This window comes from Desulfosarcina sp., assembly GCF_055467485.1.
Genome location: NZ_JBUOIV010000001.1, coordinates 133,869 through 148,921 on the forward strand (window position 1 = coordinate 133,869; position 15,053 = coordinate 148,921).

17 protein-coding genes and 1 pseudogene are annotated in these 15,053 nt (G+C 57.1%); 7 read left to right on the forward strand and 11 right to left on the reverse strand.

Features of this window, described 5'->3' with window-relative positions; genetic code table 11:
* The first annotated feature begins 762 nt into the window (after nucleotides 1-762).
* From ACZCED_RS00620 to ACZCED_RS00640, 5 genes are all read left to right on the forward strand, one after another.
* Nucleotides 763-1,824: an ABC transporter ATP-binding protein gene (locus ACZCED_RS00620; protein WP_462971213.1), complete on the forward strand. Its 1,062-nt coding sequence runs from the start codon at nucleotides 763-765 to the stop codon at nucleotides 1,822-1,824.
* Between the two features lie 83 nt (nucleotides 1,825-1,907).
* The gene (locus tag ACZCED_RS00625; protein WP_464859978.1) at nucleotides 1,908-3,185 is read left to right on the forward strand and encodes an ABC transporter substrate-binding protein; all 1,278 of its coding nucleotides are present in this window, start codon (nucleotides 1,908-1,910) and stop codon (nucleotides 3,183-3,185) included.
* Between the two features lie 80 nt (nucleotides 3,186-3,265).
* Nucleotides 3,266-4,144: a carbohydrate ABC transporter permease gene (locus tag ACZCED_RS00630; protein WP_464859979.1), complete on the forward strand. Its 879-nt coding sequence runs from the start codon at nucleotides 3,266-3,268 to the stop codon at nucleotides 4,142-4,144.
* 23 nt (nucleotides 4,145-4,167) lie between these two features.
* Nucleotides 4,168-4,971, forward strand: a complete 804-nt coding sequence (locus ACZCED_RS00635; protein ID WP_462971170.1) for a carbohydrate ABC transporter permease — start codon at nucleotides 4,168-4,170, stop codon at nucleotides 4,969-4,971.
* Between the two features lie 106 nt (nucleotides 4,972-5,077).
* Nucleotides 5,078-5,407 carry a PilZ domain-containing protein gene (locus tag ACZCED_RS00640; RefSeq protein ID WP_462971171.1) on the forward strand — a complete coding sequence of 110 codons (330 nt, stop codon included), beginning with the start codon at nucleotides 5,078-5,080 and terminating at the stop codon, nucleotides 5,405-5,407.
* Here the strand turns inward: ACZCED_RS00640 and ACZCED_RS00645 are convergent.
* The 8 genes and pseudogenes from ACZCED_RS00645 to ACZCED_RS00680 form a co-directional block, all read right to left on the reverse strand.
* The gene (locus ACZCED_RS00645) at nucleotides 5,404-5,652 is read right to left on the reverse strand and encodes a hypothetical protein (protein WP_462971172.1); all 249 of its coding nucleotides are present in this window, start codon (nucleotides 5,650-5,652) and stop codon (nucleotides 5,404-5,406) included. The genes ACZCED_RS00640 and ACZCED_RS00645 overlap by 4 nt on opposite strands.
* A gap of 12 nt (nucleotides 5,653-5,664) precedes the next feature.
* Entirely contained in the window at nucleotides 5,665-5,997 is a 333-nt protein-coding gene (locus ACZCED_RS00650; RefSeq protein ID WP_464859980.1) for a 2Fe-2S iron-sulfur cluster-binding protein, read from the reverse strand.
* Between the two features lie 13 nt (nucleotides 5,998-6,010).
* A pseudogene (locus ACZCED_RS00655) lies at nucleotides 6,011-6,384 on the reverse strand (thioredoxin family protein).
* Nucleotides 6,385-6,439: 55 nt separating this feature from the next.
* Nucleotides 6,440-6,757 (reverse strand): hypothetical protein, encoded by a 318-nt coding sequence (locus tag ACZCED_RS00660; RefSeq protein WP_464859981.1) that lies wholly within the window; start codon nucleotides 6,755-6,757, stop codon nucleotides 6,440-6,442.
* Nucleotides 6,758-7,030: 273 nt separating this feature from the next.
* Nucleotides 7,031-8,662, reverse strand: a complete 1,632-nt coding sequence (locus ACZCED_RS00665) for a bile acid:sodium symporter (RefSeq protein ID WP_464859982.1) — start codon at nucleotides 8,660-8,662, stop codon at nucleotides 7,031-7,033.
* Nucleotides 8,663-8,920: 258 nt separating this feature from the next.
* A complete protein-coding gene (locus ACZCED_RS00670; RefSeq protein ID WP_464859983.1) occupies nucleotides 8,921-10,264 on the reverse strand; it encodes an FAD-dependent oxidoreductase in 1,344 nt (447 codons plus the stop codon).
* Entirely contained in the window at nucleotides 10,261-10,659 is a 399-nt protein-coding gene (locus ACZCED_RS00675; RefSeq protein ID WP_462971177.1) for an OsmC family protein, read from the reverse strand. Before ACZCED_RS00675 ends, ACZCED_RS00670 begins: the two co-directional genes overlap by 4 nt.
* Before the next feature lie 284 nt (nucleotides 10,660-10,943).
* Nucleotides 10,944-11,207, reverse strand: coding sequence for a hypothetical protein (locus tag ACZCED_RS00680; RefSeq protein ID WP_462971178.1), 264 nt, complete (start codon nucleotides 11,205-11,207; stop codon nucleotides 10,944-10,946).
* 208 nt (nucleotides 11,208-11,415) lie between these two features.
* Between ACZCED_RS00680 and ACZCED_RS00685 the strand changes: the two genes are divergently transcribed.
* Nucleotides 11,416-12,813, forward strand: coding sequence for a sigma-54 interaction domain-containing protein (locus ACZCED_RS00685; protein ID WP_464859984.1), 1,398 nt, complete (start codon nucleotides 11,416-11,418; stop codon nucleotides 12,811-12,813).
* A gap of 97 nt (nucleotides 12,814-12,910) precedes the next feature.
* On the opposite strand, the gene ACZCED_RS00690 is transcribed toward ACZCED_RS00685, so the two are convergent.
* Complete coding sequence (locus ACZCED_RS00690; RefSeq protein ID WP_462967832.1) at nucleotides 12,911-13,252, reverse strand: DUF5320 domain-containing protein; 342 nt, start codon at nucleotides 13,250-13,252, stop codon at nucleotides 12,911-12,913.
* 39 nt (nucleotides 13,253-13,291) lie between these two features.
* On the opposite strand from ACZCED_RS00690, the gene ACZCED_RS00695 reads away from it, so the two are divergent.
* Entirely contained in the window at nucleotides 13,292-13,450 is a 159-nt protein-coding gene (locus tag ACZCED_RS00695; protein WP_464859985.1) for a hypothetical protein, read from the forward strand.
* 169 nt (nucleotides 13,451-13,619) lie between these two features.
* Here the strand turns inward: ACZCED_RS00695 and ACZCED_RS00700 are convergent, their stop codons facing one another.
* Nucleotides 13,620-13,964 (reverse strand): DUF134 domain-containing protein, encoded by a 345-nt coding sequence (locus tag ACZCED_RS00700; RefSeq protein WP_462967830.1) that lies wholly within the window; start codon nucleotides 13,962-13,964, stop codon nucleotides 13,620-13,622.
* 316 nt (nucleotides 13,965-14,280) lie between these two features.
* Nucleotides 14,281-14,976: a DUF1638 domain-containing protein gene (locus tag ACZCED_RS00705; RefSeq protein ID WP_464859986.1), complete on the reverse strand. Its 696-nt coding sequence runs from the start codon at nucleotides 14,974-14,976 to the stop codon at nucleotides 14,281-14,283.
* Between the last annotated feature and the right edge of the window lie 77 nt (nucleotides 14,977-15,053).

The following is a 15,053-nucleotide window of genomic DNA, read 5'->3' on the forward strand; positions in this document are numbered from 1 at the left end:
CGGAGTCGGCGCGTTGCCACATCGGATACATGCAAAAAAAATTCCATCGGACATGATGCGCGAATTAGCATGCCTGGGAATAAAAGCGCGAGGTGCCGTTCATGCAATTAAAACAGAATGTGAGAAATTCTGTATGGTTGCAAGGTTTTTTGGGTTTGGCAAATCCCTGACTGTGTCATGGCGGGCTCGTCCCCGGGGCGCATATTTTTTTTGCACCCGACATGCTTTTATAGCGATTCAGCCAATCGGTTCCTTCGCGGTTGCGTTCATTTCTAACTGAAATCGAATCAGATGCAAATGAGAATCAAGGATTCGATAATTAATCAATCAAGCTTCGATCTTGTTGTCCAAAGAAATTTATGTTCAAATGAACATTCACTGTCAACCCGTTTGCTAAGCCAATCGATTCCTCTTTCCTATCGACAGGTACCGATTGCTGAAATGATCCACCACTATGATTTCATCCGCGCGGCGGTTGCATGGAGGATTTCAACGGATGAACATTCCCGGGAGTGTCGCTTCTGCATGGAGACAGACGCGCTGCAGCGAAGCCCTGCAGAACCTTACCCGGGGCGTCGCTCGCCTCGTGTCCAAACGCGTCTTCCCTGGCGTTCAGCATCGGTACGATTCCTGAAATCGTTTCCGAAGGGCGTTTGAGGCACCTGCGTCCGCGGATCTTTACCCACAGCTTCATATGGCCATGCTTGCCAAGCTGGAACAACCCGACGCCCAGCTGATCATATTCAAAGGAGATCTAGCCCCATGAGCCGCATCGAGATTCGAGAACTGGCCAAGCAATGGGGTCCTGTCGTTGCCGTCGACCAGGTTTCCTTCACGGTTACCGAAGGCAGCCTGACCGTGCTGCTGGGGCCGTCCGGCTGCGGTAAATCCACCATCCTGCGCCTCATCGCCGGCCTGGAAGCGGTTTCCTCGGGATCCATCGCCATCGGTGGAAACGAAGTGACCCACCTGGACCCGGCCAGGCGCGGGGTTTCCATGGTTTTTCAGTCCTATGCCCTGTTTCCCCATCTCAATGTCAGGGAAAACATCCTTTTCGGACTGAAGGTGCGGGGGATTTCCCCGTCGGACCGGCGCTCCCGCCTCGAGGAATCCGCACGCATGGTTGGCCTCGAAGAGCTGTTGAACCGCAAGCCTGCCCAGCTTTCCGGCGGCCAGCGGCAGCGCGTGGCGCTGGCACGCTCCATCGTGTCGCGGCGGCGGGTCTGTCTCATGGACGAACCGCTGTCCAACCTGGATGCCAAGCTCCGGGCGGAAATGCGTGACGAGATCCGCTCCCTGCAGCAAAAACTGGGCCTGACCATGGTTTATGTCACCCACGACCAGGTGGAGGCCATGACCATGGCCGACCAGGTGGTGCTGCTCAAAAAAGGACGCGTTGAACAGACCGGACGACCCCACGACCTCTACGAACGTCCCCAAACGACGTTTGCCGCCCAGTTCATGGGATCGCCGCCCATGAATCTGCTGCAACTCGAGCTGATTGAAGCGCGTTCTGCACTGGCTGCAGCCTGCGGCGGCACTCTACCGGCAGACGGGTTGACCGGCGGCTATATCGGAGTGCGGCCCGAACATGTCCGGGTGGGGGACGTCGGCTTGCCGGTGCGCGTTTCGGCAACCGATTACCTGGGGGCGGAAACCGTACTGCGAATGGCCCATGGCGAACAGACCCTGTTTGGCAAGATTGGTGGCCACCGCCGTTATGCGCCCGGGGAACAGCTGCATGTCTGTTGGCCTGCAGAGGCGGTTCACCGATTTGGCCCCGATGGCCGCCGAATCGAAGACCCGAAAAGGGTTTCGTCCTGAGCAGGTGAACCTGAAGAACGGTAACCCGGTCCGCCTTCCGGCGGGCAACCAATCGAACCCGATCGACAACGAGGAGGATCATTATGTTCAAAGGAATCAAATGGCTATGTATTGGGATGATGGCAACGGCGTTGTTGATTGCGGCCGTTACGTCCGGCTCAGCCGTTGAGCTGACCATGTATTATCCGGTCGCCGTTGGCGGACCGCTGACCACGGTCGTCGACGGGATTGTCGACGATTTCATGAAACAAAACCCGGATGTCACGGTCAAGGCCATCTATGCAGGCAACTACAATGACGCGCGCATCAAAGCGCTGGCCGCATTGAAGAGCGGCCAGCCGGCCCAGCTGTCGGTGATGTTCTCCATCGATATCTACGAGCTCATCGAGCAGGATGCCATCGTTGCCTTCGACGACGTGGTGGAGACGGCCGAAGAAAAGGCCTGGCTTGAGTCCTTTTACCCGACGCTCATGGAAAACGGACGCACCGCCGGCAAGACCTGGGGCATTCCTTTTCAGCGCTCCACCATCGTCATGTATTATAACAAGGACGCCTTCCGGGCTGCGGGACTGGATCCGGACCAGCCACCGGCAACCTGGGATGAACTGGTCGCCATGGGCAAAAAACTGACCAAGCCCGACGGTTCCCAGTGGGGCGCCATGATCCCATCCACGGGATATCCGTACTGGATGTTCGGCGCCCTGACCATGCAGAACGGCCAGGTGCTGATGAATCAAAACGGGGATACCACCTACTTCGACCATCCGGCAGTGGTCGATGCCCTGCAGTTCTGGAAGGATATGGGAGAAAAGCATCGGATCATGCCCACGGGCACCATTGAATGGGGCACCCTGAGGCAGAATTTTCTTGAAGGCAAAACCGCCATCATGTGGCACTCCACCGGCAACCTGACGGCAGTCAAAGACAACGCCAAGTTCGACTTCGGCGTGGCCATGCTGCCGGCCAGCAAGCGCCGTGGCACTCCCACCGGCGGCGGAAATTTCTATATTTTCAAAAAAACTTCCCCGGCGGAGCGAAAAGCGGCCATGCGGCTGATCAAGTTCATGACCAGTCCGGAGAGTTCGGCCGAATGGTCCATGAAAACGGGGTACATGGGGGTCAGCCCGGCGGCCTACGAGACGGAGAAGCTCAAGGCGTATGTCAAGAGCTTCCCTTATGCTGCCGTGGCCCGGGATCAGCTCCAGTATGCCACCGCCGAGCTTTCCACCTATCAGACCGGCCGTGTGCGAAAAGGGCTGGATGATGCCATTCAGGCCGCGCTGACCGGGTCAAAGACGCCCGAATCGGCGCTGAAAGAAGCCCAGGCGCAGGCCGACCGGCTGCTGAAACAGTACCGGTAACCACAAAACCAAGCCGCAGCGAACGAGCGGGGGGTGTCTTACCCGCCGTTCACTGCGGTTCTTCGCTTTCAGAAAAGTTAATGCGAACAACCGCTTCGAGAAATGTCCACGGCTGGCTCCTGCTGATGCCTGCCGCGATTCTGCTGATCGCCTTCACCCACTACCCGACCGTGGCGACGGTGATCGACAGTCTTTTTTCCAAGGCGACGGCAATCCGTCCCTCCCGCTTTGTGGGCATGCTGAACTATCAACGCATGCTGGACGACCCCATTTTCTGGAAAGTGCTGGCCAACAACGCCTGGTTTGCCTTGGGAACCATCCCCACCTCCATCGCGTTGGCCATCCTCATGGCGCTTTTTGTGAACCGTTCCATTCCGGGCCGATCGTTGGTGCGCATGGCCTACTTTACGCCGACGGTCCTGCCGATGATCGCCGTGGCCAATATCTGGCTGTTCTTTTATACGCCGGATATTGGCCTGATCGATCAGATTGCGGGCGGGTTCGGCTTTTCCGGGCACAACTGGCTGGGGGACCCGAGCACGGTGCTGCCGGCCATCATGGTGATGACGGTCTGGAAAGAGGCCGGCTTTTTCATGATCTTTTACCTGGCAGCCATGCAGAACATCCCACCGGAGTTAGAGGAGGCGTCGCAGCTGGAAGGGGCCACGCGATGGTATTACTTCCGCCGGGTGATGTTCCCCCTGCTCATGCCCACCACCTTGTTCGTGTTGATCAATGCGGTGCTCAATTCGTTCAAATTGGTGGATCATTTGTTCGTGCTCACCAAGGGCGGTCCGGACAATGCCAGCAACCTTCTGTTATATTACATCTTTGAAACCGCCTTTTCATATTTTGAAACGCATTTTGCCGCCGCCCTGACAATGGTGTTGTTGATTTTACTGGGGGTCATGGCGCTGCTGCAGTTTTTCATTCTGGATAAACGGGTGCACTATCGATGAGCCCTTCACGGTCGTATTCTCAGATGGTTCAAACGTCTTTGGAGACCGGCGCCGCATGGCTGCTGGCGGTGCTGTGGATTTCGCCCCTGGTATACGCCTTCTGGGCCGCCTTTCATCCGGGTGAATATGCAGTCAATTTTGATCTGCTGGCGCCGCTGACGCTGGACAACTTCCGTGAAGCGCTTTCCCAGGCGCCGTTTCCCCGGTACGCCCTGAATACATTCATTCTGGTCAGCACGATTCTGGCTGCCCAACTGGTGCTGTGCACCCTGGCCGCCTACGCGTTTGCACGGTATCGCTTCCGCGGCCATAAAATTGCCTTTGCCCTGGTGTTGGTCCAACTGATGATTACCCCGGAGATTCTGATCGTCGAAAACTACAGCACCCTGGCACGGTTCAGCATGGTTGACACGATACTAGGCATCGGCCTGCCATACATGGCCAGTGCATTCGGGATTTTTCTGCTGCGGCAGGCCTTCAAATCAACCCCCAAGGAACTCGAAGAGGCCGCCCGCCTGGAAGGATGCGGAACCATGGGGGTCTTGTGGCGGGTATATGTGCCCCTGGCCCGTCCCACCTATCTGGCATATGCGTTGGTCTCCATCAGCCACCATTGGAACAATTTCCTCTGGCCCCTGATCGTGACCAATTCGGTGGAAACCCGGCCGCTGACCGTTGGTCTGGGAATCTTCGGCGCACCCGAATCCGGGGTGAACTGGTCCGTCATCTCCGCCGCGACCCTGCTCTCGGTGGCGCCGTTGCTCATCGCTTTTCTGCTTTTTCAGCGGCAGTTCGTGCAGTCGTTCATGTATGCGGGTATCAAATAGTACCGCTTCCTAAAGACGGTGTGCTTTATGCCGGCTCGTCTTTTGAGTAACATGTTTGTTTGATGAGAGCTTTACCCAATGGCCTCTGCCGGAAAAGGAGGCACCAATGGCCAAGATCCAGGAAAGGCGTCAAACCGCACGATTTACTTGTGACGGCGAAATCACCATCGAGCGACCGTTTGCCAGAAGCGGAATGACAACCGCACGACTGATTGACTTCAGTGAACAAGGCTTATGCTTTCTCAGTCAAAAGGCGTTTACACCAGGAACCGATTTAATGGTGCGGATATCGATGGAGAACTATCGGCATTTATCTTCCGATGCGGATTGTCAGCCACCGACGATGGGGCTGGTGACGGTCAAATGGTGTGAGGATATCACGAGGCAGGGACTTCCCATCCATAAGATAGGAGCGATGAATCTGGTGCCTTACTAGCGTTGTCGGCGTTTTTCCATTGAACCTTCCCCGCGGCAAGCCGCGGGGAAGGTTTCGCTGGTAGCGGCGGTGCTGCGCAGCACCGTAAGGATAAGCTCGATTTTCAGTTTGCGCGCCAGGACCTCCTCTGGAATCCGCACCGAAACATTGCCGGTAATCTTGCTCTGGCAGGCCAGCACATAGCCCTTGGCCGCGTCACCGTCCGTCAGCAAGGGGGTGGGCGCGGTTTCTGCTTGACCCTCCACGACCACCAGCTTTCATTTTTTGCAGGAACCGTTGCCGCTGCGCGAGGCGCGGACATGGACCTGGGCGGCCCGGGCCGCTTCCAGCAGGGTGCTGCCGGCGGGCACGGATACCGTCCGGCCGTCGGGCAGAAAGGTGACCGTATGGGGGGCCGCGGCCGCTGCCTGTCTGTCTTCGGCCTCCCAGCCGGCCTTGCGCTTGCTCATGAACCAGATGGGGCAGGCGGACCGGTGTTTACAATAGATCTTTGGATCCCTGCATGCCAGGCACGCTTCACACAGGTAAATTTGATGCTTCATGCAGATGTAGGGGGTCTCGCGATCCGGGTGGTTGATACAGGTTCCCATGCAGAAGATCTCCTTAGTGGTTCGGATATGAACGGCCTTGAGCGGGTTGGTCGACCAATCGCTGCAGCGCCTTGTCGAGCGTGTCATTGTTTTGAAGCCCGATAAAGCGGTTCATTTCCGTGCCGTCCTTGTAAATGATGATCGTGGGGATGCTCTGAATGCCCAATTTATAGGCGATCTCCCGGTTTTCGTCGATGTTCAGCATGGCCACATTGGCCGCTCCGCGGTAGGTTTTTTTAGCGCACGAATGATGGGTTCCTGGGCACGGCACGGCTTGCACCAGGGCGCATTGAAATCCACCAGCGTGACGCCGTTGGAAATGGAGAGGTCAACGTTTGTTTCCAATGACCGATTTGCAGCCATCGCCATTCTCCTTGGAGCTACCATCGATGGAGGGCGGCGGCCATGGCGGCCGCCGCCCTGGTTCGTCTTCGCTTCACGATCAACCGCCGAAATTGCCGCCGCCCAATCCCCGCATGGCTTCTTCGGTGCTGACCCGAAGCGAGGTCACAGAGGCGTTAAAGGCCGCCCGTTCGGCCTGAATGTCGTCCATGCCTGTTTCCGGCCTGCAGTTTTCACGGATCTGATCGATCCGGTCGTCCATTTCCGCGATGAGGATATGCAGGTCCTCGATGTTGGGCAGAATTTTTTCCTTTTCGCCCCCAGGCAGGGCCTCCATTTTACGGGTGATGTCATAGACGATGGCCTTCCAGCCGGTGAGTTCCATTTCCATGGTCTTGCAGCCGTTCTTTGCTTTCATGACGGTCTCCTTTCGCAATGATGGCTTTTCGCAGTGGCCCTCAGGCCGTAAAATCGATCGTGATGGGCATTACCCCGGCGATCAGCGATTGGTCGACGATATAGGTGAGACCGGCTACCGTGAAGGTTTCATCACTTTCCTTGGGCTCATCCAGAGCCAGAGCCAGTGACGGCGGGCCTCAGCCGCCGGCATTGTAAAAAATCCGTGTGGGCAATGGGTCCCGCGATTCGAAATATCGGGACAATTCTCTGGTAGCCGCATCGGTGACCGTGATCATGGGTTGCTTCTGTTTTGCTGGAAATTGACCGTCTTGGACGGTTTTGCAGGATTCGAACGGCTTTTTTCCCGGGGCAGGCGAATGACCGTCATCGGTACATCATTCAGCCGGATCACATCGCTGGCCGTGCTGTCGATGATGCGTTCCTCTATTTTTCCGTGGCCGTGGGTGCCCATAATGATGAGATCGAAGTCGCCTTCATGGGCGGTCGCTACAATTTGTTTGACCGGGTTGCCGACCTTGACCATGACGTTCGCTTCGCTCAGCGGGCAGGAGGGAATTTCCCTGGATACCTGTCGCGATGTCTCCCGGATACGCTGATACAGGGTGTCTTTGGCTTTTTCGATGCCATGGATATGGAAATCGGCCCAGGCTTTTCTCCCCATATGGTCAACCCGGTCGATGCCGGCCTCCCTGGAGAGCGCCTCGAGGACGTCCGGGATGACGTGAAGCAACGTTACCGAGGCATCAAAACGGTTTCCGATGCTGCAGGCATAGCGGACGGCATGGCGGGCCGTATCGGAGAGATCCGTCGCATAGAGGATCCTGCGAATCGACGGAACCATCGGCTCGTCCACGCGCGTCAGCCGGCGGGGAAGTTCGGTGACCGTGGTTCGCTTTTCGGTGGCGAGGCCATCGACTTGCGGAGTGGATTGCGGGTGGGCATCGCCGAAGATTTTCCCGACCAAACGGACATACCAGGCGGCTGTCTGGATCTGGATCACGTAGGCCAGGGCGACCAGCAGGGCGATGGTGAGGCCCTGTTTATCGAAAGCGGTCATGGCGATGGCCAAGGCAATGGACAGATCTCGCATGACCACCCCGAAAACCATGGCGATGGCATCCTCGCGTTTAAAGAACAGCCGCCCGGCAACGGACAGCAACCCGTAGGGAACCAGATAAAACACAGCCAGGGGAGCCAGGATAGTGAGAATATCTGACGGGTTGGCAATAATATGCCTGGCTTTCAGCGACATGGCCACGAAGGCGACCAGGATGACACCCAGGGCCGAGAAGGGAGGAAACTTCGGTTTGATGCGATCGTTCCAGGCCTGGTGGCCGACTTTTTTAATGGCCAGATACTGGGTCAGCAGACCTGCGAACAGCGGCACAAAGACAAACAGGGCGATCTGCCTGAACATGTGCAGCATGTCCACATCGATGGTGGCCCCCATGAAGACTTTGGTATAGACCGGTGCCGCCAGGGCCCCGAGCACCAGCCCGAAAACAACCATTTTGATGGCGGCTTCCTTGTTGCCCCGGGCGAACCCGGTCCAGGAAATGGTCATCCCCGATGTGGGCAGCACGCCGATAAGAAACAACCCGACCGCCCACAGGCCATATTTCTCCGGCCCGCCGGCGAAAAGCAATTTGCCGGTGTAGAAGGCCAGCAGTGGCACGAGGGCGAAATTGATGATCTGGGTGGTGACCTGAAGCTTATAGTCCTGCCCTTTAAAGATGGTTTTTACGTTCAGGGTCACCATCATGGGATACACCATGATGAACGTCACCGGGATGATGAACGATTTGAGAGGGCCGGCGTCGAACCAATAGCCATACAGCAAACCGACGGCCATGGACGTCGGGATCGACCAGACCAGATTTTTTTTGCAGAAATGATAGCGCACGCCACATGTTGATCTCCTTTGTTAACCGGTCATAACCAACGCGGTTATAGTCGGGGGCAGAACTGAAAAAGGGATGGATCAACAATCGTGCCAGCGTGGCGAGCCGATCTCTCAAACCTGTTTTTATTATTTAATACAAATGGTTAAAAACTATTATCTTTGGGGGGATCTTGTGGTGAAGGGGCTGACGCGGAAAAACCGTTACTCGGATTGCAGTTTTTGGCGGAGGGTAACGCTATGGTAACCTGAGCGGTGCGATCAATCCAGCTTTTTCACCAACTGGTTGGCGGCGGTGAGCAGCGGATCCCACACCGGTCCAAAGGGCGGCGCATAGGCCAGGTCCGCCTGTGAAAAGCCGGCCACCGTCATCCGGTTGTGAAGGGCCACGGCGATGGCATTGATGCGGTGGGCGACACCTTCGCGGCCCACCATCTGGGCGCCGAGAAGCTTTCCCGACCGGCGGTCGCCAATCATGTGAACCCAAATCGTTTCCGACCCGGGATGGGCGTGGGCACGGGATCGCGTTTGAATCGTGACCCCCACCGGGTCGAACCCGTAACGACGGGATTCCGCCAGGGACAATCCGGAACGGGCCACTTCGAGATCGAATACCTTGAAAACGGCGGTGCCGGCGACTCCTTCAAGTTGGGTCGACTTGCCGCAGACGTTGTCCGCTACGGCCCAGCCGGCCCGGTTGGCCCGCAGCGCCAGCGGAATCCAGGCCTTCTGGCCGGTAACCACATGATAGGCGTCCGCACAATCACCCGCCGCATAAACCCGTTTGTCCGAGGTTTGTAAATTAGGGTTGACGGCGATGGCGTTGCCGACCCCCGTTTCGATGCCGGCATCGGCGGCCAGCCGGCTGTTCGGCTCGATACCGACGGCGACCACAATCATGTCTGCATTCAGGGTCCGGTCATTGCAGACGAGGGAGAGATGGTCGGCGGTTGGGTCGATCTTTTTTATTTCGCAGCCGAGGTGCAACTCGACCTGGTTTACGTCCAGTTCCCGCTCCACTGCCCGGGCCAGTTCACGCGGCATCCATGGCAGGAGATCGGGGCCGGGCTTGACCATCTCGACCGACAGGCCTCTGGCCCGAAGGGCTTCAGCCATTTCCAGCCCGACATAGCCCATGCCGATGATCACCGTTTTCTTAACCTTGTCGGCCGTGATCTGATTTTTGATGCGTCTGCCATCGGCGAGGCTTTTCAACGCCACCACCCCGGGCAGATCGAACCCGGGCAGGTCCGGAATGATCGGCCGCCCACCGGTGGCGATTAACAGGCGGTCATAAAAAAACCGAAACGAATCACCATTGTCGATGGTCCCGGAGACCGAACCATTTTTTACGTCGATGGCCTCGGCACAACAGCCGGTGAGCAGATCGATCCCCTGCTTTTTACGAAACACGTCGGCGGTTCTGACCACGAGGTCGTCGATGTCGCGTGCCGAATCCGCAATGTTATAGGGCATGCCGCAGGCGCTATAGGAGACGTCTTCGGTTTTTTCCAGAACGATGACGTCCATCTCCGGCATGTGTCGTTTGGCCCGGCTGGCGGCACTCATGCCGGCGGCATCTCCTCCGATGATCACAAATTTCATGGTTCACCCGTGGTTGTCACCAGAATTTCCGGCGGATGGGTCAAGGTGCGTTTCACCGTGCACATCTCCGCCGCCCGAATCACAGCCTTGCGGTATTTGTCCGGGAAAGCGGGCGGCAGGTGAATCTCGATCGTTATTTTCTCCATCAGGTGAGATGTCTCGTTTCTCTCGAAACGCAGCGTCATCGAGATGTCCTGGGTGGGGATGTCGCGGCTCTCGCAGAAATAGACGATATAAACGCCGGCGCAGGTGCCGATGGAAGAAAGAAACAGATCATAGGGTTCGGGTGCGGAGTCATCGCCGCCTTCGCTTTTCGGTTGGTCCGTCTCAACGGTAAATCCCTTGTAGGTCGAAGTTACGCGCTTTCCGCCGGGAAAATCAATCCGCATCTCCATTGTCTGTCATCTCTCCAATAGGGTGGTGGTCGCAAGGACTCGTCGAATTGAATCCTCCCCGAGGCGAGACGCGAGGAGGATTCAGCGTAAGGATGAAATTCCATTTCCCGCTTGCTCGCTATCGCGGTTCGACAGATGTGACACCCGCCGTGCGTCGTAACACCCAACGGACGGGTACGCTGAATGTATAATTTACCGGGCGCTTCAGGTCAAGGCGCGGTTGGGTGATGAACCCGCATGGTCAGCGGTAAACAGGGAGAGCACCGCATTGCTGCACGTTTTCGTCAGTCGCCGTCCGGGTGAAGCTCACCGTATGGAATTTTTTCTCCCGGACGCCAGGTTGAAAATTGTTTCGGTGTAACCGTGTCACCGCGTTGTGCGCGTGCTTTGAGCCACACAATTCGCGTGTCGCACGCCCACACTTTTTTGCCTAACCGGGCCATTCTGATCTCCAATACGCGGTCGGCGGTTTGCCGGGTTCTGTGTACGGAAAGCACCTTTTTAAACGGCTTGTCCACGTCATGGGTGTCAAAAATTAATGCATACATAGGCACCTCCTCGGGTTAGGGGTTGTCCGTCCGTATCCATTCCACAGTGCATGTTGGATGCCAAACACTTGAACGGGCCATCGCTGCGGCCGAGTCGCCATTGCCCACCTCGGTCTTTTGGCTTGACCCGGGAGACGGATTGTTGTTTATGAAAAAATTAACGGTTGGTAACGTTATCGTAACGCAGTGATCGGCTCGGGAGACGACGATGAATGACAAGATCCATGAGATCTGGAATGTACGGTTCGTCAACCGGATCATCGATTCGATGGCCGACGGCGTCTTCACCATGGATGCAGCCGGTCGCATTTCTTCGTGGAACCCCTCCATGGAACGGATCAGCGGATATACCGCCAAGGAGGCGCTGGGGAAAACCTGCCAGCTGCTCGAGTGCAGCCGCTGTTTTGGCAAGAACTGCCCGGCCAGCATTGAAAAATGCCGGATCGTTGAGAAAGGGCAGTCGGAAGCCAAAGAGTGCCATCTGCGGCATAAGGATGGCCACGATGTGCCGGTGATCAAAAATGCCAGCGTCGTGAAAAGCGATGACGGCCAGGTGATCGGCATCGTCGAGACGGTCACCGACATGACCGAACTGATTCGGGCGCGCAAAGAGGCCGAGGAAGCCGTTTACCGGCTGGGGGAGATCCACCGCATGGACAACATCATCGGCAAAAGCCGGGCCATGCAAACGGTCTTCGAGGCGATCCGTGCGGCCGCCGCCAGCGAGGCGACCATCCTGATTCAAGGCGATAGCGGCACCGGCAAAGAACTGGTTGCCGGCGCGATCCATTTCAACAGCGACCGTCGGGAAGGCCCCCTGGTGGCGGTCAACTGCAGCGCCCTGTCCGAAAACCTGCTGGAAAGCGAGCTGTTCGGCCACGTCAGGGGCGCTTTTACCGGTGCCAACCGGGACCGTATGGGTCGCTTTGAAGAAGCCAGCGGCGGCACGATCTTTCTGGATGAAATCGGTGAACTGAGCCCCTATATCCAGGTGAAGCTTTTGCGGGTGCTGCAGGAAAGAGAGGTCGAACGGGTGGGCGATTCGCGCAGACGCAAGATCGACATCCGCATAATTACGGCCACGCACAAGGATTTATACGCCCGGGTGCGGGAAGGGCTCTTCAGAGAGGATTTGTACTACCGGTTGAAGGTCTTTCCCATCCACCTGCCGCCCTTGCGCGAGCGCCGGGAGGACATCCCGATTCTCGCCGACCACTTCATTAAACGCATGAACAAAAAAACGGGCAAGCCGATCACGGGCCTTTCGACGGCGGCCATGCGTATCTTCATGGATCATCCATGGCCGGGAAATGTCCGCGAGCTGGAAAATGCCATCGAACATGCTTTCGTGCTGTGCAACCGCAAGGAGATCGACGCCGTTGATCTTCCTGTTGAAATCCGGCAACCGAACCGTTTGGAAGCCTGCTATGACGTCCCTTACGTAAAGGCGCGGCCGCGAACGAAACTGACCCATGCGGCATTGATTGCGCTTCTGGAGGAGTGCGACTGGAACAAGGCAGAGGTGGGGCGGCGCGTCGGCCTGAGCCGGACGGCCATCTGGAAGTATATGAAAAAGTGGGATATCCCTCTTCAGCGAAAAGAATAGCCGTGGGGTGTGACTCTGGCTGCGAGCCCGTGTGGGGTACCGGGCAGGCGAGGGATTGGATGTGAACTCCCGTCAGGCCGGTACCCCGCATGCGTTGTTATGCGGACGCTTCCTTTTCCAGTTCGGTGATTCTCCGCTGGATGGCGTCCAGTGATTGTTGAATGGCCTCGGCCTCGGCCTTTAGCATGTCCATTTCATTGGTGCTGCTTGCCGGATACCGCGAACCTTTTCCATAGGCCTGCGGATACGGATACCCGGCGAAGCCCGGGCCGTACCCGTAACCACGGCCCCTGCCATGTCCGCGTCTGAAGCCCAGACCCCTGCCATTGCCGCCGTAAACGGGCAGGTCGGCTGGTCCTCCTGGGCGCCCGCAGATTCCCCTGCGACCGCCGGTCATGGGTCCGGCCCCCATCGGGCCGCTGTTGTCCAATCCTGGCATGATCCTACCCTCCTTGTTTGGGTTTTTTGTTCAACGGTTTTGACCGCGACCGCCTCCCGAACCGCCACCTTGTCCCTGTCCATGACCGCCACGCCTGCCTTTACCCTGGCCGGCACCTTGACCGCCACGCCTGCCGCCTTGACCTTGCGATCGCGGCGCTTGGTTGTTCTGGCCGCAGGGACCCCGTCCTTTGCCTGATTGCTGGCCCTGTCCGTCCGGGCCATTCCCATCTCCTCGGGGCATGTTTTTCACCTCCCTTCTGTGTCGGGTATCTGTTCACCATTATCGGTTCATCCGTCACTGTTTTTGAAACGTCTAAATTCTCAAAAAGAAGGACCCATCGTTATCCGTTGCCGGCGTGCGCATGTTATTCTTGCCCGCCCATGCGGCCCCGCCGACCCCGGCCTCGGCGCCTTCTGCCACCACCGCGCATGGCATAGTTGCCTCCGGCAATTTTCAGGGCTTTACCGGTGACCAGTGCTTCACCGACGATACCGCGGGCAGCGAATAGAATCCTGCCGTAGGTCTGGCGGGACACCTGCATGAGGTTGGCCGCCGATTCCTGGTCCAGATGCTCGAAATCGCTTAATCGTATCGCTTCCAGTTCTTCGACCGACAGCATCACTTCCCCGGTGATCGGCACGCCCTGCGGGACAAAGGCGGCGATGGTGGGGTAACCGGATACGAATCTTGGTTTTTTGGGTCTCGGCACGATGTCATCTCATCATAATGGTCATTTGACTAAAATATAATCTCAATAAAATAAGCTGTCAAGCAATATTATAGTCATTTGACTAAATTCAACATCCCCGAGTATACACGGGGATGTTGACTATTGAGGGGTGATGAGGATGATGAAAAATTTCCCTGGATGCGGGACGGGGTTATGCATCGGCAAACGCTGATTTGAAACGGTCCAGCTTCACCGGGACGGTATGATCGCATGCCATCGACGTCCCGATGACAGAAGCTCTCCATCCACACCTCGTCCAAATACGAGGTTGAACGCCTTGATCATCAGGGCGTCCTTAAGGCTGTCGGAGAGCATCGGCAGTATACCCATATACACCGTTGCCGTGTAGGTTGTCGGCTTGCTCGGCAAGCAGCATTTTTATCCGGTCCAAGGTCACCGGATAGGGGATGATGGGAATGCCCATCCAGTCGGAGTAATCCAGAAAGTCTTGCGGGTGTTCGGCCATATAGGTGTCCAGATAGCCGATGCCATCCAAAACCACGGCACCGCCGGAATGCCTGGGGAAATTTTCGTTGGCCAGTCCCTTGGCCCACCCCTTGAAAACCTGGTGGCGAAACTTGATCCAGCCGGGCGTCATCCACCAGACCTTTTCGCCACCGGCCACTTCGGCGGCAATCCTTTCCCGTTCGGCTTCACTGGCGATCATGTCCATGCAGTGGGTGGCTTGAATCCGAGCCACGCCGGCTCCCTGCTCGGCGATGATCTGCTGCATGGTGCGGGTCGGTTGCTCGGCATTGACGTAGCAGAATTTGCCGCCGTAGACCACCAGCACCGTGTTCGCTTTTTCCTTGGCCCGGTTAATGCGATCGAGCAGTTGACGCTCCAGTTCATGGATGTCTTCATGAAGTCCCGGCGTCGTGACATATAGATGCTCTGTATCCAGAAACCCGTCGGTTCTGAGGTGGTTCAACTCGAGGTTCAGCGTTTCGCGAGAAACGATCGCCATGCCTGCAAGGCCCGGTGATTTCATGATGACAACTGCTTTGGTAACGTTATGTAGCGTTAGGTAACGCAATCCGATGGGGGTCGAATTCCATGATGGGTCAA

Coding starts and splice junctions, on each gene's coding strand:
- ACZCED_RS00620 (WP_462971213.1), top strand. CDS start 763: ATGAGCCGCATCGAGATTCGAGAACTGGCCAAGCAATGGGGTCCTGTC.
- ACZCED_RS00625 (WP_464859978.1), top strand. CDS start 1,908: ATGTTCAAAGGAATCAAATGGCTATGTATTGGGATGATGGCAACGGCG.
- ACZCED_RS00630 (WP_464859979.1), top strand. CDS start 3,266: ATGCGAACAACCGCTTCGAGAAATGTCCACGGCTGGCTCCTGCTGATG.
- ACZCED_RS00635 (WP_462971170.1), top strand. CDS start 4,168: ATGGTTCAAACGTCTTTGGAGACCGGCGCCGCATGGCTGCTGGCGGTG.
- ACZCED_RS00640 (WP_462971171.1), top strand. CDS start 5,078: ATGGCCAAGATCCAGGAAAGGCGTCAAACCGCACGATTTACTTGTGAC.
- ACZCED_RS00650 (WP_464859980.1), bottom strand. CDS start 5,997: ATGGGAACCTGTATCAACCACCCGGATCGCGAGACCCCCTACATCTGC.
- ACZCED_RS00660 (WP_464859981.1), bottom strand. CDS start 6,757: ATGAAAGCAAAGAACGGCTGCAAGACCATGGAAATGGAACTCACCGGC.
- ACZCED_RS00670 (WP_464859983.1), bottom strand. CDS start 10,264: ATGAAATTTGTGATCATCGGAGGAGATGCCGCCGGCATGAGTGCCGCC.
- ACZCED_RS00675 (WP_462971177.1), bottom strand. CDS start 10,659: ATGGAGATGCGGATTGATTTTCCCGGCGGAAAGCGCGTAACTTCGACC.
- ACZCED_RS00680 (WP_462971178.1), bottom strand. CDS start 11,207: ATGTATGCATTAATTTTTGACACCCATGACGTGGACAAGCCGTTTAAA.
- ACZCED_RS00685 (WP_464859984.1), top strand. CDS start 11,416: ATGAATGACAAGATCCATGAGATCTGGAATGTACGGTTCGTCAACCGG.
- ACZCED_RS00690 (WP_462967832.1), bottom strand. CDS start 13,252: ATGCCAGGATTGGACAACAGCGGCCCGATGGGGGCCGGACCCATGACC.
- ACZCED_RS00705 (WP_464859986.1), bottom strand. CDS start 14,976: ATGAAATCACCGGGCCTTGCAGGCATGGCGATCGTTTCTCGCGAAACG.